The sequence below is a fragment of the Pseudomonas sp. Pseusp18 genome (assembly GCF_059506005.1).
The window spans coordinates 197,228-217,602 of record NZ_CP169240.1 but is presented as its reverse complement, the minus strand read 5'-3'; the positions used below and the strand labels follow the sequence as shown (position 1 = coordinate 217,602).

The window sequence follows — 20,375 nt, the reverse complement described above, 5'->3', positions numbered from 1 at the left end:
TCGGCACGTAAGCGACGGTAATAATTAAATATTTTTTGAAAACTTGCTTGACGACCCCCTGAAAAACCCGTTTAATGCGCCCCGTTGCCCAGATAGCTCAGTCGGTAGAGCAGGGGATTGAAAATCCCCGTGTCGGCGGTTCGATTCCGTCTCTGGGCACCAAATACCGAAAACCCTGAATCGCAAGATTCAGGGTTTTTTTTATGCCTGCGATTTGATCGGACATCACGCAAGCCACCTCTCCTGACTAGTTTTGACCGCCCCAGTGGAAAACCAGATTGCGAGCGGCACCACTGCCTACATCCGCTGTATCACGCCGCACCTCACCTTTATGCGTGGCGACAACGGTGTACTTGCCGGCAGGCAGCTGAACGTAAACCAACGGTCCAGCCTCACTCAGTGTCAGCACGGTCTGCCCTGCGGCTTTCTGGATAACCAGATCCACATCGGGAACGTATTCGTCCTGAGGCCCGGTGGAGAATGTCATGTGCAGGTTGTAGCCCTTGGTTTGCTGAATGGCTTTAGCCTCGTCCTCTCCAATCCCCCCGGACAGGTAGGTAATCCCGTTTTGTTGTTGCTGCTGGACTTGCACGGCCGAGCTGTCAATTGGCTCAAGGCTGGCGGCGTTAAGCGCGATTGGCAACAGCAGTAGGCCGACAGCGGCGATGGGCAGCATGAATGAATGGACGTACTTCATGATGGCGACTCCCGGGTTACGTAGAACCCACTCGTTACTCCTTTTAGATTTATCGCCGAATACTCAAGTTTTAGATCGATTCGGAATTGGGTTCACTGCGAATCGGACTACACGATTTGCTCCTCAAGTACGAGCTGTAGTCGGTGGTGTCCTGCAAGACGAATCCGGTAATTCCTTCCGACTTATCAGCAGCGCCCGGCATCGCTGACTATCGCTCTCTTGCCATCCTCTTGCGCCTGTTCCCTCCAGATGCGGAAGATGTCATGAGCCTCCTCAAACCCGATAACACTCAAGATCCACAAATGGTTTCACTGCTCGGCAGTCTGGGCGAGCTGATCCGTGACGCGCGCCAAAAGGTGCTGCGCGCGGTCGATACCGTTCAGGTGCAAACCTGTTGGCAGATCGGCCGGCATATCGTGGAGTTCGAGCAGGAAGGGGCTCGGCGGGCGGCTTATGGCAAGCAGCTGCTGTCGACATTGGCGCATACACTGACAGCGGAGTTTGGGAAAGGCTTCGACGCCTCCAATCTCCGCTACATGCGCCAGTTCTATCAAGCATTCCCGATTCGTGACGCACTGCGTCACGAATTGAGCTGGACCCACTACCGCAGGCTGCTGCGAGTCGACAACGACAACGCTCGCCACTGGTACATGAACGAATCAGCACTCCAGAACTGGTCAAGTCGCGCCCTCGAGCGCCAGATCAACACCCTCTACTACGAACGCCTGCTGGCGAGCCGCGACCGGTCTGCCGTCAAACAGGAAGCCGCCACCAACATCCAGCAAATCAACGCCAGCCCTCGGGACTTTATCCGGGACCCCGTGCTACTGGAGTTTCTCGGCTTGCCCAATGCGGGCCTGAGCGAGGAGGAATCTCATGCAGAACTGAATCGGGAACGGGCGGTGCTTGAGGAACGGTTACTCAAGCGCCCCCGATAAGCGCGGGCAGATTGTTCATAAACGGCATGACGACTATGGTGAGTAACTCGTCGCAAAGGTTCAAAGCCGATGAACTTACAGGACATACCCTCACTGGCCCCGACGCAACTCGAGTTGCCGTTGCCCACCCGCACACCCGGCGAATCCTTCAAGGAACCCGCCGCCGATGGTTTCCTCCTTGGCGGCTTCACCTGGCGGCACACCCATCAAGACCCAACTCGCCCGGTGGTGATCATCAACGCCGCCACCTCTGTCCGTTGCCGGCACTATTCGCGCTTCGCCGATTACCTGTTCGCCAACGGCTTTGATGTGATCACTTATGACTACCGTGGCATCGGCGAGTCGCGTCCCGCATCGCTGAAAGGGCTCGAGGCCTCATGGTCCGACTGGGGCGCGCTGGATTTCGAGGCGATGCTGCAAAGAGCGCAACGCGAATTTGCGGGACAACCCATCAATGTCGTCGGCCACAGCTTCGGCGGCTGTGCTGCGGGGCTGGGGGCCTCCGGGCATTTGATCCGACGCCTGGTGACAGTGGGCGCGCAGTTCGCTTACTGGCGCGACTACGCCCCCGCTCATCGCTGGCGGATGTTCGCCAAGTGGCACGTGGTGATGCCGTTGATGACGATGCTTTGCGGCTACTTCCCCGGCAAACGCCTGGGTTGGCTCGAAGACACCCCCGCTGGCGTGGTTCGCGACTGGAGCACGCCCAGCAACCGATATGAGAAACGCCCCAGCGGTCGCCTCATCCACGCCAGAACCGGTCGACTGCCCTTCGCCAACGTCAGCGCACAAACCCTGGCCATCAGCCTCAGCGACGATCCCTACGGCACGATTCCAGCCATAGAACGCCTGCTTGGCTACTTCACCGGCAGTACAAATACCCACCTGAGAATCACACCTGAGGACATCGGCGAAGAAGAAGTCGGACATTTCGCCTTTTTTCGCAGCGCATACCAAGCCACACTATGGCCCATTGCATTGTCCTGGCTGCAGACCGGCGAGCTGGCCCCCGATACACCCGGGCGGCGAGTGCCACGCAACTGATTGATGCACCCTCTCAACGAAATACGGAACGACGCCCATGGCCTCCGCCAACAAGCAGAACAAACGCGCCTCCCGCGCCAAAGCCAAGGCCAAGCAGAACCGCACCCAGCGGGCCGCCGCGCCGGTCGAGCTGGACCCGAACGACGATCGCATCGACTTCGAATCGGTGGACCTGACCGAACTGTTCAAAAAAATGATCGACGCCGAAAAGTCCAGTCAGCAGGCCATGTGCACAGCCTTCCTTGAAGACCCGTTGCTGGAGCTGGTGTACGAACAGGAAGGCGAAGAAGGCGCGATGGACTTCATCCTCGCAGCGCTGATCGAATACCGCCAATGGTCCACCGAGACCGACGAGGCCGGTGCACTGGCGTGGATCGAATCACCGGCCTTCCAGGCTGATTACGTGGCGGCGTCCGACGCCATCGCGGCCCAAACCCAACAGAAAACCCACTGAGTTCCCATGGCATCCCTGAATAAGCAACAGAAACGCGCCAAACGCGCAAAGGCCAAAGCCAAACAGATCCGCATGGTCGGCAGAAAGCCTGCCGATCTGAACGATGACCTGGGTGAGATCGGCGAGCCGATCCCGGAATACACCCTGGCGATGTTCAGCAAAATGCGTGACGCCGAAGCCACCAGCCGCAACGACATGCTGCTGACCTTGCTGTCGAACCTCGCCGGCATCATCAGCGACCATCCAGAACTGCTGGACATGGAAAACGCCGACAACGAAGCCATGGCCGCCACGCACCTGGCCGCCGACATGCTGATCGACTACCGCATGTGGGCCGATGGCATGGACCGCGATGCCGCCCAGGCCTGGCTGACCGATCCGCAATTCATCACCGACTTTGGCGATGCACTGGACAGTTATCGTCAGTCGCTGGATGCGCAGGAAGAAAAGGGCGAGTAAACATCCCCTCAGAAACAAAAACGGCCGCTTGTCATCACTGACAGCGGCCGTTTTTCGTTACGCGGTACGAATCAGTTCAGCACCACCGCGCCCAGTTTCTGCAGCTTGCGACGGCGAGCCACAATCAAACCGGCTGCCACCACCAACACGCTCAGCAAGCCAGTTGCGAGGATCTCCACGCGATGCGCTTCCTGGAACAACATAATGGTCAGGGCCGCGATGATGAATACGATCACCGCGTAGGTCAGGCCCGGGAACAGCCACATGCTGAAGGCGATTTTTTCACCGCGAGCCATGCGCTGTTTGCGCATACGCAGTTGCGAAAACGCGATCACCAGGTACACCAGCAACGCGATGGCGCCAGAACTGGCCAGCAGGAACTCGAACACGGCAGCCGGGGCCACGTAGTTGGCGAAGACTGCAAGGAATGCCGCAGCGGTCGACAGCATCACGGCCCAATAAGGCGTGCCGCTGCTATTGGTGCGCTGGGAAACGGCCGGCGCATCGCCGCGCTTGCCCAACGAGAACATCATGCGCGAAGCGGTGTAGAGCGCGGAGTTCAGGCAGCTGGTGACCGCAACCAGAACCACGATATCAACGATCAGCTTGGCATTCGGGATACCCATGCGCTCAAGCACAGTCTGGTAAGAACCAACACTGGCGAGAATCGGGTCGTTCCATGGCACCAAGGCCACAACGATGAAGATGGAGACGAGGTAGAACAAGCCAATCCGCCAGATGACCGAGTTGGTGGCCTTGGAGATCTGCTGGCCAGGGTTCTTCGATTCCGCGGCCGCGATGGTCACGATCTCGGTGCCCATGAAGGAAAACATGGTGGTCAAGATAGCGCCCAGCACCGCGCCCATGCCGTTTGGCAGGAAGCCTTGAGTGTCGAACAGGTGCGACACGCCGCTGACCTGACTTGTTGGCAAGAAGCCAAAGATCGCCAGAATGCCCAGACCGATAAAGCCGATGATCGCAACGACTTTGACCAGGGCGAACCAGAACTCGAACTCGCCGTAGTTCTTCACGCTGAACAGGTTGGTCACTGTCAGCAGTAACGTGATAACCAAGGTGAAGGCCCAGATCGCCACGTTCGGGAACCAGGCATGCAGAATGGTCGCGGCAGCGTTAGCCTCCAGCGGGATCACCAAAACCCAGAACCACCAGTAGAGCCAGCCGATGGTGAAACCGGCCCAGTGACCGATCGCACGATCGGCATACGTCGAGAAGGAGCCTGTATCTGGCGATGCAACGGCCATCTCGCCGAGCATGCGCATGACCAGAACCACCAGCGCACCGGCGGCAGCGTAGGCCAACAGCACGGCCGGGCCTGCAGCGGCGATGGCGTGGCCGGAGCCGACGAACAGGCCGGCACCGATAACCCCGGCGATCGACAGCATGGTCACATGACGCGGTTTGAGCCCCTGTTCAAGGCCATTGGAGCTTTGGGAACTGCTCATTAAAACTACCTTTGTAAGGAAAAGCGGAAGCGTGCATCCCGTTTGGCGTTCCTTCTCGTAAAAAGAAACCAACAGGGCGTTTCGTATTCTGCACGCAATAATTGCGCCAAAATGTTGCAAACTCCTCAACCTCGGGGCTCTCAGCCTGACCGGGTAGTTATCGCAAGTCATTGAGATTAATGGCAATTCGCCAGAGCGTTACCTGGCGACCCACTTTAGTAACGAAACAGCGCACCAGAAACACACCCCGGAATCACCCCTCGCACAATAAAAGTGCGGATCAGGAACGTTTGGCCGGTTAACGCTTCCAACACCCCGCCAAAGCTGGCAACATCGCGCCCTTTTTTACGGGCAGCCGCACCCCATCGGGTTCAAACGGCTGTTCGGTTGATAGCAGCGCGACAGTCTGCTGTACCGATGCGACAACCTGCCACACGCCATCCGTTTACCGTCCCGAGCGCTGTTGGCTGCCATTCGAACGCTATGCTAGCTTGGCCGCCTCGCCAGGAAGGCGACCAACAGCAGGAGCGCAACACACTATGAGGAACGCACATGGCTGAGGCCACGCCCGCGCTTGAAATCCGCAACTTGCACAAACGCTACGGACAGCTTGAGGTGCTCAAAGGCATCTCGCTGACCGCCCGCGACGGCGACGTGATCTCGATCCTGGGCTCCTCCGGTTCCGGCAAGTCCACGTTCCTGCGTTGCATCAACCTGCTGGAAAACCCGCACCAGGGCCAGATCCTGGTGGCTGGCGAAGAACTCAAGCTCAAGCCCGCCAAGAACGGCGAATTGGTCGCTGCCGACGGCAAGCAGATCAATCGCCTGCGCAGCGAGATCGGTTTTGTGTTTCAAAACTTTAATCTCTGGCCGCACATGAGCGTGCTCGACAACATCATCGAGGCCCCGCGCCGCGTGCTCGGCCAGAGCAAGGCCGAGGCCATCGAAGTCGCCGAAGCCCTGCTGGCCAAGGTCGGCATCGCTGACAAGCGCCACGCCTACCCCGCGCAACTCTCCGGCGGCCAGCAGCAACGCGCGGCCATCGCCCGTACCCTGGCGATGCAGCCCAAGGTGATTCTGTTCGACGAACCCACCTCCGCCCTTGACCCGGAAATGGTCCAGGAAGTACTTAATGTCATCCGCGCATTGGCCGAAGAAGGCCGCACCATGCTGCTCGTGACCCATGAAATGGGCTTCGCCCGTCAGGTTTCCAGCGAAGTGGTGTTCCTCCACCAAGGCTTGGTAGAAGAACAAGGATCGCCGCAGCAGGTGTTCGAAAACCCGCTTTCGGCGCGCTGCAAACAATTCATGTCCAGCAACCGCTAACGGAGCTACCCGCATGCAGAACTACAAAAAGATCTTCCTGGCTGCGGCCGTCACCCTGGCCTTCAGCGCCGGTGCCGTCGCCGAGACCTTGAAGATGGGCATCGAAGCGGCCTACCCGCCGTTCAACAATAAAGATGCCAGTGGCAATGTCGTCGGCTTCGACAAAGACATCGGCGACGCCTTGTGCGCCAAGATGAAAGTCGAGTGCACCGTGGTCACCTCCGATTGGGACGGCATCATCCCGGCCCTGAACGCCAAGAAGTTCGACTTCCTGATCTCCTCGATGTCGATCACCGATGAGCGCAAGCAAGCGGTGGACTTCACCGCACCGTACTACTCCAACAAACTGCAGTTCATTGCCAAAAAAGACGTCGACTTCAAGACCGACAAGGCTTCGCTGCAAGGCAAGGTGATCGGCGCCCAACGCGCGACCCTGGCCGGCACCTGGCTGGAAGACAACATGGAAGGCGTCGAAGTCAAACTCTACGACACCCAGGAAAACGCTTACCTGGACCTGACTTCCGGTCGTCTGGACGGCATCCTGGCCGACAAGTACGTCAACTATGAATGGCTGAAAAGCGACGCAGGCCGCGCTTACGAATTCAAGGGCGACCCGGTGGAAGAAAGCGACAAGATCGGTATCGCCGTTCGCAAGAACGACCCGATCCGCGAAAAGCTGAACGCTGCGCTGAAAGAAATCGTCGCTGACGGCACCTACAAAAAGATCAACGACAAGTACTTCCCGTTCAGCATCTATTGATTCTGACCTGCCTGACCGGCGCCGTTCGCTGACGGCGCCAGTCCTTGGCATTGCCTGCCGCGATTTGAAAAGAAATCCATGATTATCGACCTCTACGGATTCGGCCCGGCGCTCGCCGCTGGCGCACTGATGACTGTGAAACTGGCACTCTCGGCCTTGTGCCTGGGGCTGGTGCTCGGTCTGCTCGGCGCCTTGGCCAAGACTTCCCCGTACAAGCCGCTGCAATGGCTTGGCGGCACTTATTCAACGCTGGTTCGCGGCATCCCGGAATTGCTCTGGGTGCTGTTGATCTACTTCGGCACAGTCAACCTGATGCGTGCGCTGGGTGAGTTCTTCGGCAACCCCGAGCTCGAACTCAACGCCTTTGCCGCCGGCGTGATTGCGCTGGGGCTGTGTTTCGGCGCCTATGCCACGGAAGTGTTTCGCGGGGCGATTCTGGCGATTCCCAAAGGTCACCGTGAAGCCGGTGTGGCCCTGGGCCTGTCGAAATTTCGCATCTTCACCAAGCTGATCATGCCGCAGATGTGGCGCATCGCCCTACCGGGCCTGGGCAATCTGTTCATGATTCTGATGAAAGACACTGCGCTGGTATCGGTCATCGGCCTTGAAGAAATCATGCGTCACGCGCAAATCGGCGTGACCGTGTCCAAGCAACCGTTCACCTTCTATATGGTGGCCGCCTTTATGTACCTGGGCCTGACCATTCTGGCCATGACCGGCATGCACTTCATGGAACGACGCGCCGCTCGCGGCTTTGCGAGGAGCACCCAATGAATTGGGAAGTCATCATCAAGTGGCTGCCGAAACTGGCTCAGGGCGCGACACTGACCCTGGAACTGGTGGCCATCGCCGTGATCGCCGGGTTGCTGCTGGCGATTCCGCTGGGCATCGCTCGCTCGTCTCGACTCTGGTACGTGCGGGCATTCCCCTACGGCTACATCTTCTTTTTCCGTGGCACGCCGCTGCTGGTTCAGCTGTTTCTGGTCTACTACGGGCTGGCGCAGTTCGACGCGGTGCGTAACAGCTCGATGTGGCCGTACCTGCGCGATCCATTCTGGTGCGCCACCGTAACCATGACCCTGCACACCGCCGCCTACATCGCCGAGATCCTGCGCGGCGCGATCCAGGCGATTCCACCGGGCGAGATCGAAGCGGCGCGGGCGTTGGGCATGTCCCGGGCCAAGGCGTTGTTCTACATCATGCTGCCCCGTGCCGCGCGTATCGGCCTGCCGGCGTACAGCAACGAAGTGATCCTGATGCTCAAGGCCAGTGCCCTGGCCAGTACCGTGACCCTGCTGGAGCTGACCGGCATGGCCCGCACCATCATTGCCCGCACCTACCTGCCGGTTGAGATCTTCTTCGCCGCGGGCATGTTCTATCTGCTGATGGCTTACGTGCTGGTGCGCGGCTTCAAGCTGCTGGAGCGCTGGTTGCGCGTCGATGCCTGCCAAGGGCGCTGATGCCTGCGTGCTGACGGGCGAGACCCTACTCGCCCGCTTCGCTGCGCTGGATGCTTTTCTGATCGAGCATCAGGCGCTGTGGAAGCCCCGACCGTTTACCCATCTGCAACTACCCTGGGAAGCGTCCTACCCGGAACTGGCGTTGTGGCTACGCGGGCGGTCGCTGGAAGATGCGGAAAACAGTCATAACCAGCCTGGCTGGCTCGATGCGCCGGAGCCGTTTGCTTCATTGGCAGCGATGTCTCTTGAGCTGAGTGCGGTAGGTGAATTGCCGGCTCGTGCACTCGAAGCGGCGGGCCATCGGTTGAATGTGGATGTGCCGGGGCGCAAGTGGCAGCAGATTGAAGCGTTCGCCGGCTGCTTGCAGTTTGCCCGTGCACCGACGCATTGGCTGGACTGGTGTTCGGGCAAGGGCCATTTGGGGCGACGCCTGCTACAAATCGGTCAACAATTGACCTGCCTGGAATACGACCCGACGCTGGTCGCCAGCGGCCAGGCACTCAGCCAGCGCCATCAAATGCATGCGCTGCATGTCGAACAGGATGTACTCGCGCCTGGCGCAGCACCCTTATTGAATGCCGATCACACACCCGTAGCGCTGCACGCTTGCGGGGATCTGCATGTGCGACTGATCCAGCTCGCCAGCGCCGCCGGTTGCAAACAACTGGCCATCGCACCGTGCTGCTACAACCGGATCAGTCTGAACACCTATCGGCCACTTTCCTGTGCGGCTGAGCGCTCCGACCTACACCTTTCCCTCGATGATCTTGCGCTGCCGATGAGCGAAACCGTCACCGCTGGCGCTCGCGTCCGACGCCAGCGCGACACCTCCATGGCCCGGCGCCTGGGGTTCGACCTGCTGCAACGGCAACTTCGCGGTGTCGACGACTACCTGCCCACCCCTTCCCTGCCCAGCGCCTGGCTGGACAAACCCTTCTCCGATTACTGCCGCGATCTGGCCGCACTCAAAGACTTATCCACAGTCCGCACGCCAGATTGGGCCGCACTGGAAGCCGCCGGTTGGCAGCGACTGGCCGAAGTGCGCAACCTGGAGCTGCTGCGAGGCCTTTTCCGACGGCCTCTGGAGCTGTGGCTGGTACTCGATCGGGCACTTTTCCTCATTGAGCAGGGTTATGTCGTTCGTCTCGGCACCTTCTGCGAATCCCCACTCACACCGCGCAATTTCCTGCTCCTGGCAGAGCGCCCTTAAACAGCCGCAACCTGTGGATAACTCTGTTGATGGAATTATCGTGGATCCAATATCCACGCTGTTTTACGCCTAAAACACTACTGGTCATTTTTTGTTCACAAAAATAAAAAACCCGTAAAACAGGTATTTGCGGACAAATGAGAACGAGTCCACAAAAGCGCAATGATCAAGCAGATTCCGCCAGCCCGTTGTGCATAAGCATTAAATCAAAACGACATAACCGCCGAATTCCGGACATCACGGGCGGAAAATTGCGCCTTGTAATCCCCCTTGCTATACACGCATACGAAGGCGCCGACAGTGCGGCCAAGAACAAGAAAAATCTTCGACCGTGACGTTCTGCAGAGGCCATCAATTCAGCCACCCCGTCACCAACGCCGAAAACCACCTCGCCGCCGCCCTGCAACGCGCTGAACACGCCGAAGTGCAACTGCGGGCTATGCAAAACAGCCGAGCCCGGCGCACCCTGCAGAAACTCAAGAAAGTACTGCATCGCGCCTGACCGAAAGCCTGCGCAAAAATAGTCTGAATTCAGGGGTTTACAGAACCAACCCAATCGCTATAATCGTCGCCCTGACACGCCGGTATAGCTCAGATGGTAGAGCAACTGACTTGTAATCAGTAGGTCCCGGGTTCGATTCCTGGTGCCGGCACCATACAAGGTTCCATAGAAAGCTTTCAAAGTCTCTGGAACCCCCGAAAAACCCGCCTTCTGGCGGGTTTTTTCGTTTTAGCGTTCCATCGGTTTCCGTCAGAAACTGGTGGATTCCAACCGTTTTAAGGGTAGAGTTTGGGATACAGGTCACTTCGATAAAAGGGAGTACCCTTATGTCGCGCACCACAGCTCCGCTCTCCGACGCAGCTTGCCGCTTGGCAAAACCTACAGACCGCGCCTACAAGCTTTTCGACGGCGATGGCCTCTACCTCCTAGTCCAGCCCAATGGCCGCAAAGGCTGGCGGCTCCGTTACGTCAAACCTGACGGACGCGAAGGACTGACCTCGTTCGGCAACTACCCCGTCATTGGCCTCGCCGATGCGCGCCGCAAGCGCTTGGAAGTTAAGCGAATGCTGGCGGATGGCGTTGATCCTATAGAGACCAAGCACCAAGCCAAGGCGGAAGCCGTAATCAAAGGCAGAACCTTTGAAAGCGTTGCGCTCGACTGGCATACGGAAATGTCGGCCAAGTGGGCACCAGGCCATTCCAAGACTGTGATGAGCCGCCTCAAAACCCACGTGTTCCCGCTGATCGGCGCCCGCGCCATTGTCGACCTCGACACCCATGACCTCATGCAGCCCTTGGAAGCGATCAAGAAGCGCGGAACGATAGACGTAGCTTTAAGGGTACAAAACTACCTGCAGAGCATCATGCGCGAGGCAAAACGCCTCCGGCTTATCACCGCAAACCCTGCTTACGACCTCGAAGGCTTGATCAAAGCCCCGCGGGTGGTACATCGCCCCGCTCTACCCTTATCGCGACTGCCGGAACTGCAAGAGCGGATCGACACCTATAAAGGCCGGGCACTTACCCGTCTGACGGTGATGCTGTCGCTGCATGTGTTTGTACGATCCAGCGAGCTGCGTTTCGCACGCTGGAGCGAGTTCGACCTCAAGCGCGGCACCTGGGAGATACCGGACACTCGACCCGCGTTGGAGGGAGTACCCTTTTCCACAAGGGGTACGAAGATGGCAGGGGATATCCATTTAGTACCCTTATCGCCGCAAGCAGTGGCGCTACTCGAAAAAATCCATGCACTCACAGGCAAATTCGCATTGGTCTTCGCAGGTGATGCCAAACCCTGGAAACCCATGTCCGAAAATACCGTGAACAACGCGCTACGAACGATGGGATACGACACCAAAACCGATATCTGCGGGCATGGGTTTCGTTCGATGGCCTGTAGCGCGCTGATTGAATCAGGATTGTGGTCGGAGACGGCCATTGAAAGGCAGATGAGCCACAAGGAACGCAACAACGTCCGCGCCGCTTACATTCACAAGGCAGAGTTCATCGAGGAACGCAGGCTGATCATGAACTGGTGGAGTCGGTATCTGGAGGCCAACCGGCAAGAGCATGTCACTCCACACGAATTCGCGAACCAGACCGGAGCGAACGTCACTCGCCTAAAAGCAAAACGTGGCGCAACCGAGTAAGCGCTCGGTCTTCATATCTCAGTGATCCGCTTTTCCACGCGGGTCCATCCAAGCAGGGCTGCAAAGCCGCCCTGCTTGGATGGACCTCACTTAAAAAATCGAAAGCCCAAGTAACTGTCTGTGGAAAACCACTGATTTCCACCGGTGGATAATTTCATCCACAGCCGCAGAACTCCCGAAAATTCGAGCCTTGACCCGAATTATCCACAGGCGTAGAAAAGATCGGGCAAAGCGCTGTCGTTGACAGCAACCCAGGTAGCCAGAACCTTTAAGGCTACGCCACACCGTGGTGGTTCTCCCAAAGTGCGATTAGCGTCCGGCGGCTCGCACGGTCACAGCGATGTGATGGATGCCTACTTTTACCAGTGTGCCCACTGCGGCAACTCATCCCCTTTCATAGCTGCCCTGCAGCAACCTATCCGCTTGGCCATTTCCTTGCGCCAACCTGCGCCCGTCTCTTTCTTCCGGAAAGAGACGGGCGCTCCTACCGCTGCTGCAGCCCAACTCGTACAAGGCTTTGCGGCATTTCCCCTCGCGACAATCGGCGTGACAAACACCGAAGTCACCAGCAACAGCGATGCAGATGATGGTGCCGCAGCCCACGGAATGGACTGCACCTGACTGACAGTCAGGCATGCCCCGGTCATCGCATCACTGCCTTCACCTGACTCAGGATCTCGCGGCGCCGGCCTCGTCAGCCAGCGCAGCCTCCACCCGCCCACCGATAACGGTGTTCAGGAGGCCAGATCATGAGATGCCCAAGCTCCCGGTCGTAAAGAGCCGCCAGTCCCGCGTTAGTGGACAACCCTCACAGGTCGCAGGGACCCTGATCCCTGATAACACTCAGCATTCTTGGCGGGATGACGTGAGGAAGGTTTTAAAAGTTTTGGCTTCGAGAGGAGTTCGATCATGGCATTGGTCGGTAGACGGGATGGGCGCAATTTTGGCTTTGGCCGGCAACTGAGTTATGCGGGGCCGCAAGCGCTGAAAGATCTGTTTGGCGGTGGGCATTACGGCACGGTCAAAGCGCACAGTGATCGCTGGCAGGCGTTTGTGCGGTGGTGCCGATCTGAGGATGGGCCGGGCTGCAATGATGCGCGGAAGATTGATCGACAGATGCTGTTAGATTACGCAAAACATCTGCGTCAACAGGTGCAGCAAGGCAGGTTGGCCATCACGACCGCACAAAACCGGTTGTCCAGCGTGAACCGAACCATGGCTGCGCTTCGCGGTGATCAGTATGTGAAAGTGTCGAGCCCGAGTAAGGCGCTGGGAATGCAGCGCACCAGTGTTCGTCGTTCAGTGCCGCAAGGCCAAGACCGCGAACAGGTGAAGCGGATCGTAGAGGTACTTTGCGAACACCAAATACCGCGCGCCGCGGCCATCGCTCAGTTAGCGCGAGCCACCGGCATGCGCTTGCGTGAAGCGATTTTGGCCGACATCCAGCGTCTGCAACGTGAAGCCCAACAACTAGGCAAGATAAACATCCAGGACGGTACCAAAGGAGGTCGTTCGGGCGCCTCAGCCCCTCGGTGGATAACGGTGGATGAACACATCTGTAATGCACTGACATTTGCCCAACAGGTCTTGCCTGACGGTAGCCGCAACCTGTTAGCTCCAGACGAAAACTACCGTGATTTCAACCAGAGCGTCGTTCGTCCCGCTCGAGACGTTCTCCATCACCAAGGCCTCAAAGGATTCCACGAGCTACGAGCGGTCTATGCGTGTAAACGTTATGAGCAGATTACTCGTCATCCCGCACCTATCAACGGCGGTAATTGCCATCGACTGGACTCATATCGTGATCGGGAGGCCAGAACACAAATCAGCTACGAACTGGGCCACAGTCGTATCGACGTGGTTTCGGCTTACATTGGTGGCCGAGCATGAGCAAACCATATGATATGGAGCTTTTCCTAGAGGGAGTGCTGACCGGGTCGTATACCACGCGCCTGCGTCATATTCGTCAAGCAAAAGCCATTCACGCCGCAATCGTAGAACGCTGGCAGCGGGACAACCCATGGACGTGGCAGCGAAAGCACCTGGTATGGTTCCTGAGCCACAGGATAAATAATCGAAAAGATACGACTCGCTATTATTATCAGTTAACGATTCAACTGATAGCGAAACGAATAGGTAAGCCATGGGACCTCCTATAAAATCGACGAACAACAAACTAATACCGCTACCCACCATTGACTAGTGACCACTGCAAGCAACAAGAGATAAAATTACAGCATGACTGGAAAGGAAAAGCTTCAGCTAAGACCATAAGTTTATGTTCGTCGAGAGCCAAAGGATTTTACGATAATAAATCTAAAAATCAATCACTCTAAACAGGAGTGCTTTCTCAGTCACAACTGAATTTTACCGATTGCATTTAAGTTGCAAAAAAACTAAGCTACCTCTCATCAGAATTTTTTTTGAAAATAGTAGGGTTTATGAGCAACTCACTTGATATGGAATTCTTAAGCGCTGCTTTGATCACACAAGGTGAGCATAAGTTTTACACGTTAACAATGCCTATCGACGTTATTGTAAGATGTTGCTCCCCTAACCCTCGAGCCGAGGATCCACAAGACGGTTTTCAAAGGTCTTTAGATGTTAATCGTGCAGAGTCCATTGCCTCATATGTTCGTGATGGTGGAGTGATCCCCTCCAGCATTATTCTTTCGGCGCAGATAACTTCCGGATTCGAGTACAAAAGCCGAAATAAAACAATAGGTTTTAACCCTCATGTGTCTTCCTTTCTTATTATTGACGGGCAACATAGGGTCTATGGATTCAGAAAACTAATGGAAAGTGGTTTTGGCGAGAAACTGCGCATTCCGGTTGTGATTTTTACCGATCTAACGCCAGTACAAGAAGCAAGAATATTTATAGACGTCAACACACTTCAGCGGCCCGTCCCCAAAGAACTTTTACTAGACATTAAAAGATTGGCCGAAACTGAAAATGAGGAAGAAATCCTGCTTGACTGCCTATTTTCTTTCTTTGAGGAAGAACCTGACAGCTATCTATTTGACAAATTAAGCAGATTTGAGAAAAAGAAAAATAAAATATCAAAAGTTACTTTTTACGAAGCCTTTAAGCCACTCTTGCGCTCTTTTGAAGTTAGCAATGTCAAGCGACTTTATAGTATGGTTAACGCATTTCTCAAAGCGGCACACGACGTAGTAACTAATGGCGGAATCGCTTTTGACGATGTGATTACAAAACCTACTGTATTTAAGATCATGACTGCACATTGCAAAGCAGTGATCTCGATAATAGCGGAAAATGATCCAGGCCTTACGACTAAAATAAGCGAGCACAAGAAGTTTTTACAAAGGTCGATAGCATCAAATTTCGATAACATCCTCACTGCTAAGTCATATCTGAAAGAAGTGGAGAATCTAGACAGACGCCTCCTACGCAGTAAAATGAAAATATGAATAGTTTTGTAAAATATTCTCGACTTTTATTTTCCTCAGCTGTGAGCGAAGTTGCTTCTGCACGACGCTTCAAAGGGGAACGAGTTATGGAAAACTTAAAGGAAATCCAAATATCAGTTAAGAACTGCAATGAAGGCAGCTCCTGCTTTACAGTTCAAGCGATTGACAAACAGTCTTTTGGTAACTACATGTCGGGAGAAGCTGCTCGATTTTGGCTAGCATCAATGCTGTCATTTGTACGAGCCAGGCAATGTCAAGAAAGCAATGCGGCTTGGCAAGTCGTAGAGCTTTATTATGCTGCTTACTATGCTGTGCATTTTACAATGCGCCTTACGGGTTTTAGCCTATCCAATCTCGACGCCGGAGCCGTCTCACACATCCAAAGAGCCAACCTGACCGAGAAACAGATAGCCCCTTCAACCGGGCTATATAAAATCGACTTCAGAGACCTCGATAATATTGAGTTCACCAAGATGCCAAAAGGCGGCGGATCACATAAGGATGCCTGGTGTTGCTGGGAAAGCATAATAAAAGAATTACTTCTTAAAGCCGAAGACGACATTCAAGAATATGCATCAGAAAGTATAAGCTTAATCGAACATCAAAAGTTTGTTTACAACGGAGGAGGTTACGGCCCACCGAAGGTTAGGTCCGAGATCAATTATCAGTTTAAGGGCTCCCTATGGGCATTTGAGCAGCCTCCTAAGCGCCACATTAACAAAATCAACGAAATGGTCCTAGGCAGTGTACGAGCCGTTTCTGGCAAAGTATCTCAACCAGAATCCCTTATAGCTAGCTCAAACTATGTAGTATACCTAGCAACTGCGCTTTTTGATGCAATCATCAATAGGTATCCAAATAGCATCCTTAATAAATTACATCAAAAATACGCTGGTGAGTTTTCCGAAATAATTACCAACTTCAAACCAAAAACTTAAATTCTCCATCGAAAATAGTACCCTAGCATGTTATTTGGCTATCAAACCTGTAGGAGCGGCCTTGGAGCCATCTGAGATATAAAATCGTGGTTACAATGACGATAATCACCAGAACCGAAAGATCATTTTGGGCTAATGCCCCTACGGCAGAGGATCACGCGTTCGTAGATCCCCCTTCGTTTAAAGAAGCAGTATCTGATCTGAAGGATAATTTTAGGGGTATAAACGTTTATAATTTTTAAAAACCTGTTAAAAACTAATAGGTTATCTTTTTATTCGACTCCTGGTGCCGCACCATACAAAACGAAGCCCTCGCAGAAATGCGAGGGCTTTGTTGTTTCTGGCATCTATAAAAACTGCCCTTGTAGATACCGTCTTAACCCTCCCCTGCGCCAAATCTACCTGCACACCGCCCCATCACAATTTCACTTCAGCGCTAAGCACTTAACTGCCTAATCCAGTCAAGGCTCGCCACGGTAGAACCGGAAGGCCGGTATTCACACCCGATCCATCCTGTGTAGCCACGCTGCTGCAGCGCTGCGAACAAGGCTGCAAAGTCGATGCTCCCCGTTCCCGGCTCGTGGCGCCCCGGGCAGTCGGCAATTTGCACATGAACTGTTCTGTCGTAAAACCGAGCCAGAATATCTGCTGCGTCTCCAGTCAGAAGCTGGGCATGGTAAAGATCGAGGATCAGCCCGACACTCGGGAAGGTTTCCAGCACTTGTTGCGCCTTGCTGAAGTCAGCCATGTAATAGCCCGGCATCTCCTGCGCACAAATTACTTCGATAAGCGGCCGCAAACCCTGATCCTCGAAGTACTTGACGGCATACTCCAGGTTGCTCCCGAAGACACGCCCTGCGTCATCCTGCGTCGTAACACCAGACATAATATGGACATCCGAACATGCCAGCGCCTTTGCATAGCTGGCGGCCCGGAGCAATCCGTTGCGAAACTCTTCCTCCTTGCCCTGCAAGGCAGCGATGCCTTTGGTAACGCCAGCCGGTGCAGCGAATTGAATCAACGGCAGACTGTATTGAGCCAGATGGTCGGCCAAGAGACTCGCGTCGAACTCATAGGGCGATGGGAACTCTACCGCCCGAAAACCAGCTGCAGCGGCGGCTTCGATGCGTTGCAGAAAAGGCAATTCATTGAATTGGAAACCGAGATGAGCATTGAACTTGAGCATTGGGTAAACATCCATCCTGGGAAGAAAATCATCAGCCTGGAGCATCCTTCGCAGCTCCAGCGCTGCACTATAGGTTGATGTTGTCAGCATGCTCAAATCGTGCGGGTCTTTTTTGCTCAAACCTGGGATATGACGATTTCCATTTAGGAAAATAACGTTGTCCCTTTTCCACTTCTCAGAGGCCATTGCTCCCGGACGCCGCTCCTGCCTCGTGCCCTTTGCCGAGAAAAGGGGCGGTCTCCACTTCCAGCATCAGCAACACCATTTCCGTCAACTCGGCGTCGGACTTCTGTCCCGCATAGAGGTCATGGAGTGCTTTGGCGAAGGGAATGCGCAGGTCTTGGTTTTCTTCGCGGGCGGTATCGCTGTATTGCATTAGTTCGCTGATGGCTCGCAATACAGCCGCTTGCCACCGAGCGGTGGTCCTGGGACCATCGCTGGTGATTGCAATCAACTTATCCTTCGTCAGCTGGCGAAGGGCAGGTTCTCGCAACGGCTTATGCTGCTTTGGGTTGCGAGTGATCTTTGACATACCGGACGATACTCAGCGTTTCCTGCCGGAACTGCTCGTAGTCGATCTGCTGGGCGTTAATAAAGGTGCTGCCCATCATGGTCAGCGAGCCCATAAAGCTGGCTTCGGAAATTTCCTCATCGCTCGCGCCAAACAAGCGCGCGGCTTCGGTATGGAACAGGGCGCAATACTTGCAACGGGTCGCCCCGGATACCGCCAGACCTATCAACTCCTTGTACTTATTAGGAATCTTGGTATCTGCCAGCCAGAAATCCCGGGCTACGCCCCAGAATCCGATCGCGCCGCCTTCCGGCATCTGCTTGATCCACTCCGGAACCAGACCCAGGGTCTGTTCAATTTCCTGATAGGTATCACGAATGGCCATTTGACACCTCCTTATCTCTGTAGAGACATCTTCTATAGAGATATAACTAGTTTAGTTCGCTGGCGGCCATGCCAGAGCCGGCTGCAGCACGACTCCAGCAAATGAACTCTTAACCATCGTAGAAACAACAGGATGGATTTAGATTTTTCGGGAGCAATGAAGTACCACTAAGTACCTGGAGTTATCAGACTTAGCGGGTTGGCTAAGAGACGATCTTCGGATGCACGTGCTGGTAAAGCGTGCGCCATACAAAACAAAGCCCTCGCAAAACGCGAGGGCTTTGTTGTTTCTGATGTTTAGAAAACAGGTCTTAGTGACCCGCACTCTGCCCACCATCAACGTGCAGAATTTCCCCGGTGACAAAGTTGGCGCTGTCCAGATACACCACAGCCTGAGCAATATCACTGATCTCGCCCATATGCCCGATCGGGTGCAAATTCCCCAGCGCTTCATGGGTTTCCTCATCATGCATCGGCGTTTTGATGATGCCGGGGCTAACCGCATTCACTCGAATCCCGCGCTTGGCGTACTCGATGGCCAGGGATTTGGTCGCCGCGTTCAAGCCACCTTTGGTCAACGAAGCCAGTACCGATGGCACACCGTCAATGGCGTGGTCCACCAGGCTGGTGGTGATGTTGACGACGTGGCCTTTGCCCTGCTTCTCCATCTCGGTGATCGCGAGTTGGGTGATGTAGAAAAAACCATTCAGGTTCACCGACAGCACCGCGGCATAGTCTTCAGGGGTGTAAGCCGTGAACGGTTTGGCGACGAAGATCCCGGCGTTGTTGACCAGGGTGTCGATGCGGCCAAAACGTGCGATCGCTTCACGAATGACTTGCCGAGCGACTGCCGGGTCGCCGATGTCGCCCGCCACGGTGAGGATATCCGGGTCGGTGGACGATTTGATCGAACGCGAGGTGGCGACAACCTTGTAATCGAGATCACGGAAAGCCTTGACCATGCCTGCGCCGAGACCTTGGGATGCGCCAGTAATAACGATGACTTTTTTCGAATTGCTCATGATGAACCTCTACTCATAAATGATGGTTTGAAAAAGTGATTAATCAGGCTTCAACAGGCGCCTGCGCCATTTGTCTCAACATCTGTTCGTAGTACTCGACCGATTGCGAACCGGACACCAGGTGACGACCGTTCAGCACCATGGCCGGTACCGAATTAATCCCGCGCTCGCGGTAAAACACTTCAAGCTCACGCACTTCCTGGGCAAGCGCTCCGGATACCAACACTTCACGCGCACTCGCCGCATCCAATCCCACTTGCGTCGCTAGTCGAACCAGCGTTTCGCGATCGCTCGGGTTCTGGCCGTCGGTGAAATAAGCACGTAGCAAAGCTTTCTTGAGTGCGAGCTGCCGCCCCTCCTGCAACGCCCACAACAGCAATCGGTGAGCATCGAAGGTGTTATGGAAGTGGGTGCGCTTCTCCAGATCGAACTTGAACCCGATGGCCTCACCCCGAGCGATCTGCATCGCTTTGCCAGCGGCGACGTCCTCGGCACTGCGCCCGTACTTGCGCATCAAGTGCGCAACCGCGTTCTCGCCTTCGGCCGGCATGTCAGGGTTCAGTTCGAAAGGCTTGAAAGTCAGCTCGACCGAGACCTCACCCGCCACGTTCTCGATCGCTTGCTCCAACGCCGTCGCACCCAAGGCACACCACGGGCACACCACATCGGAAACGAAATCGATGGTGACGGAGGCGGTCATGACTGCCCCTCCGCCTCAGCCAGTTGCTTGCGGTACTGGGTGGTAGTGATACCGGCATAGCCCCAGTTATCGGTGTCGACTTCCTCGATCACGATGTGGGTCAGGTCCGGGCGTTTGTTGAGGACGCGTTCCAGGGTTTCAGTGATTTCAGCGATCACCTGAGCTTTCTGCTCCGAGGTAACGCCATCGCGGGTAATGCGTACGCTGACAAAAGGCATGATGAGTCTCCAGTGACCTG

The 20,375-nt window shown here is 55.4% G+C and carries 20 protein-coding genes, 2 tRNA genes and 2 pseudogenes; 16 read left to right on the top strand and 8 right to left on the bottom strand.

Annotated features, from left to right (window positions below; all coding sequences use genetic code 11):
- The first annotated feature begins 86 nt into the window (after window positions 1–86).
- Window positions 87–162: transfer RNA gene (locus tag ACEN9A_RS00910), tRNA-Phe, on the top strand.
- Window positions 163–247: 85 nt separating this feature from the next.
- Here ACEN9A_RS00910 and ACEN9A_RS00905 read toward each other — a convergent pair.
- Complete coding sequence (locus ACEN9A_RS00905) at window positions 248–697, bottom strand: hypothetical protein (RefSeq protein ID WP_019651459.1); 450 nt, start codon at window positions 695–697, stop codon at window positions 248–250.
- Window positions 698–960: 263 nt separating this feature from the next.
- Here ACEN9A_RS00905 and ACEN9A_RS00900 point away from each other — a divergent pair.
- From ACEN9A_RS00900 to ACEN9A_RS00885, 4 genes and pseudogenes are all read left to right on the top strand, one after another.
- Window positions 961–1,611 (top strand): annotated as a pseudogene (locus tag ACEN9A_RS00900) (DUF1016 N-terminal domain-containing protein); the annotation flags it as partial.
- Between the two features lie 93 nt (window positions 1,612–1,704).
- Window positions 1,705–2,679, top strand: coding sequence for an alpha/beta hydrolase family protein (locus ACEN9A_RS00895; protein ID WP_258672029.1), 975 nt, complete (start codon window positions 1,705–1,707; stop codon window positions 2,677–2,679).
- Window positions 2,680–2,716: 37 nt separating this feature from the next.
- On the top strand, window positions 2,717–3,133 hold the full coding sequence (locus ACEN9A_RS00890; protein WP_019581792.1) for a hypothetical protein: 417 nt from the start codon (window positions 2,717–2,719) through the stop codon (window positions 3,131–3,133).
- Between the two features lie 6 nt (window positions 3,134–3,139).
- Window positions 3,140–3,592 (top strand): hypothetical protein, encoded by a 453-nt coding sequence (locus tag ACEN9A_RS00885; RefSeq protein WP_019651463.1) that lies wholly within the window; start codon window positions 3,140–3,142, stop codon window positions 3,590–3,592.
- A 71-nt stretch (window positions 3,593–3,663) separates the two neighbouring features.
- Here ACEN9A_RS00885 and gabP read toward each other — a convergent pair whose 3' ends face one another.
- Window positions 3,664–5,055, bottom strand: coding sequence for a GABA permease (gabP, locus tag ACEN9A_RS00880; protein ID WP_258672026.1), 1,392 nt, complete (start codon window positions 5,053–5,055; stop codon window positions 3,664–3,666).
- Window positions 5,056–5,607: 552 nt separating this feature from the next.
- Here gabP and ACEN9A_RS00875 point away from each other — a divergent pair.
- From ACEN9A_RS00875 to ACEN9A_RS00825, 11 genes and pseudogenes are all read left to right on the top strand, one after another.
- Entirely contained in the window at window positions 5,608–6,381 is a 774-nt protein-coding gene (locus ACEN9A_RS00875) for an ABC transporter ATP-binding protein (protein ID WP_007939465.1), read from the top strand.
- A 13-nt stretch (window positions 6,382–6,394) separates the two neighbouring features.
- Window positions 6,395–7,141, top strand: a complete 747-nt coding sequence (locus ACEN9A_RS00870; RefSeq protein WP_019651466.1) for an ABC transporter substrate-binding protein — start codon at window positions 6,395–6,397, stop codon at window positions 7,139–7,141.
- Between the two features lie 78 nt (window positions 7,142–7,219).
- On the top strand, window positions 7,220–7,915 hold the full coding sequence (locus ACEN9A_RS00865) for an ABC transporter permease (protein ID WP_007939468.1): 696 nt from the start codon (window positions 7,220–7,222) through the stop codon (window positions 7,913–7,915).
- On the top strand, window positions 7,912–8,601 hold the full coding sequence (locus ACEN9A_RS00860) for an ABC transporter permease (RefSeq protein WP_258672023.1): 690 nt from the start codon (window positions 7,912–7,914) through the stop codon (window positions 8,599–8,601). Before ACEN9A_RS00865 ends, ACEN9A_RS00860 begins: the two co-directional genes overlap by 4 nt.
- A complete protein-coding gene (locus tag ACEN9A_RS00855; protein WP_258672019.1) occupies window positions 8,582–9,811 on the top strand; it encodes an SAM-dependent methyltransferase in 1,230 nt (409 codons plus the stop codon). Before ACEN9A_RS00860 ends, ACEN9A_RS00855 begins: the two co-directional genes overlap by 20 nt.
- 337 nt (window positions 9,812–10,148) lie before the next feature.
- Window positions 10,149–10,313, top strand: a pseudogene (locus ACEN9A_RS00850) (FkbM family methyltransferase); the annotation flags it as partial.
- 78 nt (window positions 10,314–10,391) lie between these two features.
- A tRNA-Thr gene (locus ACEN9A_RS00845) sits at window positions 10,392–10,467 on the top strand.
- A gap of 172 nt (window positions 10,468–10,639) precedes the next feature.
- Window positions 10,640–11,962 carry a tyrosine-type recombinase/integrase gene (locus ACEN9A_RS00840; RefSeq protein WP_110651109.1) on the top strand — a complete coding sequence of 441 codons (1,323 nt, stop codon included), beginning with the start codon at window positions 10,640–10,642 and terminating at the stop codon, window positions 11,960–11,962.
- 909 nt (window positions 11,963–12,871) lie between these two features.
- On the top strand, window positions 12,872–13,852 hold the full coding sequence (locus ACEN9A_RS00835) for an integrase domain-containing protein (protein ID WP_413387644.1): 981 nt from the start codon (window positions 12,872–12,874) through the stop codon (window positions 13,850–13,852).
- Window positions 13,853–14,403: 551 nt separating this feature from the next.
- Entirely contained in the window at window positions 14,404–15,396 is a 993-nt protein-coding gene (locus ACEN9A_RS00830; RefSeq protein ID WP_413387642.1) for a DGQHR domain-containing protein, read from the top strand.
- A gap of 86 nt (window positions 15,397–15,482) precedes the next feature.
- On the top strand, window positions 15,483–16,334 hold the full coding sequence (locus ACEN9A_RS00825) for a hypothetical protein (RefSeq protein WP_413387640.1): 852 nt from the start codon (window positions 15,483–15,485) through the stop codon (window positions 16,332–16,334).
- Window positions 16,335–16,770: 436 nt separating this feature from the next.
- On the opposite strand, the gene ACEN9A_RS00820 is transcribed toward ACEN9A_RS00825, so the two are convergent.
- The 6 genes from ACEN9A_RS00820 to ACEN9A_RS00795 all read right to left on the bottom strand — a co-directional run bounded on the left by ACEN9A_RS00820 (window position 16,771) and on the right by ACEN9A_RS00795 (window position 20,355).
- Entirely contained in the window at window positions 16,771–17,520 is a 750-nt protein-coding gene (locus ACEN9A_RS00820; RefSeq protein ID WP_026286657.1) for a hydroxypyruvate isomerase family protein, read from the bottom strand.
- 175 nt (window positions 17,521–17,695) lie between these two features.
- Window positions 17,696–18,052 carry a hypothetical protein gene (locus ACEN9A_RS00815; RefSeq protein ID WP_258672005.1) on the bottom strand — a complete coding sequence of 119 codons (357 nt, stop codon included), beginning with the start codon at window positions 18,050–18,052 and terminating at the stop codon, window positions 17,696–17,698.
- Window positions 18,018–18,416 (bottom strand): carboxymuconolactone decarboxylase family protein, encoded by a 399-nt coding sequence (locus ACEN9A_RS00810; protein WP_007939479.1) that lies wholly within the window; start codon window positions 18,414–18,416, stop codon window positions 18,018–18,020. The genes ACEN9A_RS00815 and ACEN9A_RS00810 overlap by 35 nt, the downstream gene beginning before the upstream one ends.
- A gap of 310 nt (window positions 18,417–18,726) precedes the next feature.
- Window positions 18,727–19,437 (bottom strand): SDR family NAD(P)-dependent oxidoreductase, encoded by a 711-nt coding sequence (locus tag ACEN9A_RS00805; RefSeq protein WP_258672004.1) that lies wholly within the window; start codon window positions 19,435–19,437, stop codon window positions 18,727–18,729.
- A 43-nt stretch (window positions 19,438–19,480) separates the two neighbouring features.
- On the bottom strand, window positions 19,481–20,137 hold the full coding sequence (locus ACEN9A_RS00800; RefSeq protein WP_258672002.1) for a DsbA family oxidoreductase: 657 nt from the start codon (window positions 20,135–20,137) through the stop codon (window positions 19,481–19,483).
- On the bottom strand, window positions 20,134–20,355 hold the full coding sequence (locus ACEN9A_RS00795) for a tautomerase family protein (RefSeq protein WP_007939483.1): 222 nt from the start codon (window positions 20,353–20,355) through the stop codon (window positions 20,134–20,136). Before ACEN9A_RS00795 ends, ACEN9A_RS00800 begins: the two co-directional genes overlap by 4 nt.
- Window positions 20,356–20,375 lie beyond the last annotated feature (20 nt).

Excerpts from the sequence above, each read along its gene's own strand:
- ACEN9A_RS00820 (WP_026286657.1), bottom strand. The coding sequence starts at position 17,520 with ATGCTCAAGTTCAATGCTCATCTCGGTTTCCAATTCAATGAATTGCCT.
- ACEN9A_RS00855 (WP_258672019.1), top strand. The coding sequence starts at position 8,582 with ATGCCTGCCAAGGGCGCTGATGCCTGCGTGCTGACGGGCGAGACCCTA.
- ACEN9A_RS00835 (WP_413387644.1), top strand. The coding sequence starts at position 12,872 with ATGGCATTGGTCGGTAGACGGGATGGGCGCAATTTTGGCTTTGGCCGG.
- ACEN9A_RS00870 (WP_019651466.1), top strand. The coding sequence starts at position 6,395 with ATGCAGAACTACAAAAAGATCTTCCTGGCTGCGGCCGTCACCCTGGCC.
- ACEN9A_RS00800 (WP_258672002.1), bottom strand. The coding sequence starts at position 20,137 with ATGACCGCCTCCGTCACCATCGATTTCGTTTCCGATGTGGTGTGCCCG.
- gabP (WP_258672026.1), bottom strand. The coding sequence starts at position 5,055 with ATGAGCAGTTCCCAAAGCTCCAATGGCCTTGAACAGGGGCTCAAACCG.
- ACEN9A_RS00795 (WP_007939483.1), bottom strand. The coding sequence starts at position 20,355 with ATGCCTTTTGTCAGCGTACGCATTACCCGCGATGGCGTTACCTCGGAG.
- ACEN9A_RS00885 (WP_019651463.1), top strand. The coding sequence starts at position 3,140 with ATGGCATCCCTGAATAAGCAACAGAAACGCGCCAAACGCGCAAAGGCC.
- ACEN9A_RS00805 (WP_258672004.1), bottom strand. The coding sequence starts at position 19,437 with ATGAGCAATTCGAAAAAAGTCATCGTTATTACTGGCGCATCCCAAGGT.
- ACEN9A_RS00895 (WP_258672029.1), top strand. The coding sequence starts at position 1,705 with ATGAACTTACAGGACATACCCTCACTGGCCCCGACGCAACTCGAGTTG.
- ACEN9A_RS00815 (WP_258672005.1), bottom strand. The coding sequence starts at position 18,052 with ATGTCAAAGATCACTCGCAACCCAAAGCAGCATAAGCCGTTGCGAGAA.
- ACEN9A_RS00825 (WP_413387640.1), top strand. The coding sequence starts at position 15,483 with ATGGAAAACTTAAAGGAAATCCAAATATCAGTTAAGAACTGCAATGAA.
- ACEN9A_RS00905 (WP_019651459.1), bottom strand. The coding sequence starts at position 697 with ATGAAGTACGTCCATTCATTCATGCTGCCCATCGCCGCTGTCGGCCTA.
- ACEN9A_RS00890 (WP_019581792.1), top strand. The coding sequence starts at position 2,717 with ATGGCCTCCGCCAACAAGCAGAACAAACGCGCCTCCCGCGCCAAAGCC.
- ACEN9A_RS00875 (WP_007939465.1), top strand. The coding sequence starts at position 5,608 with ATGGCTGAGGCCACGCCCGCGCTTGAAATCCGCAACTTGCACAAACGC.
- ACEN9A_RS00840 (WP_110651109.1), top strand. The coding sequence starts at position 10,640 with ATGTCGCGCACCACAGCTCCGCTCTCCGACGCAGCTTGCCGCTTGGCA.
- ACEN9A_RS00810 (WP_007939479.1), bottom strand. The coding sequence starts at position 18,416 with ATGGCCATTCGTGATACCTATCAGGAAATTGAACAGACCCTGGGTCTG.
- ACEN9A_RS00860 (WP_258672023.1), top strand. The coding sequence starts at position 7,912 with ATGAATTGGGAAGTCATCATCAAGTGGCTGCCGAAACTGGCTCAGGGC.
- ACEN9A_RS00865 (WP_007939468.1), top strand. The coding sequence starts at position 7,220 with ATGATTATCGACCTCTACGGATTCGGCCCGGCGCTCGCCGCTGGCGCA.
- ACEN9A_RS00830 (WP_413387642.1), top strand. The coding sequence starts at position 14,404 with ATGAGCAACTCACTTGATATGGAATTCTTAAGCGCTGCTTTGATCACA.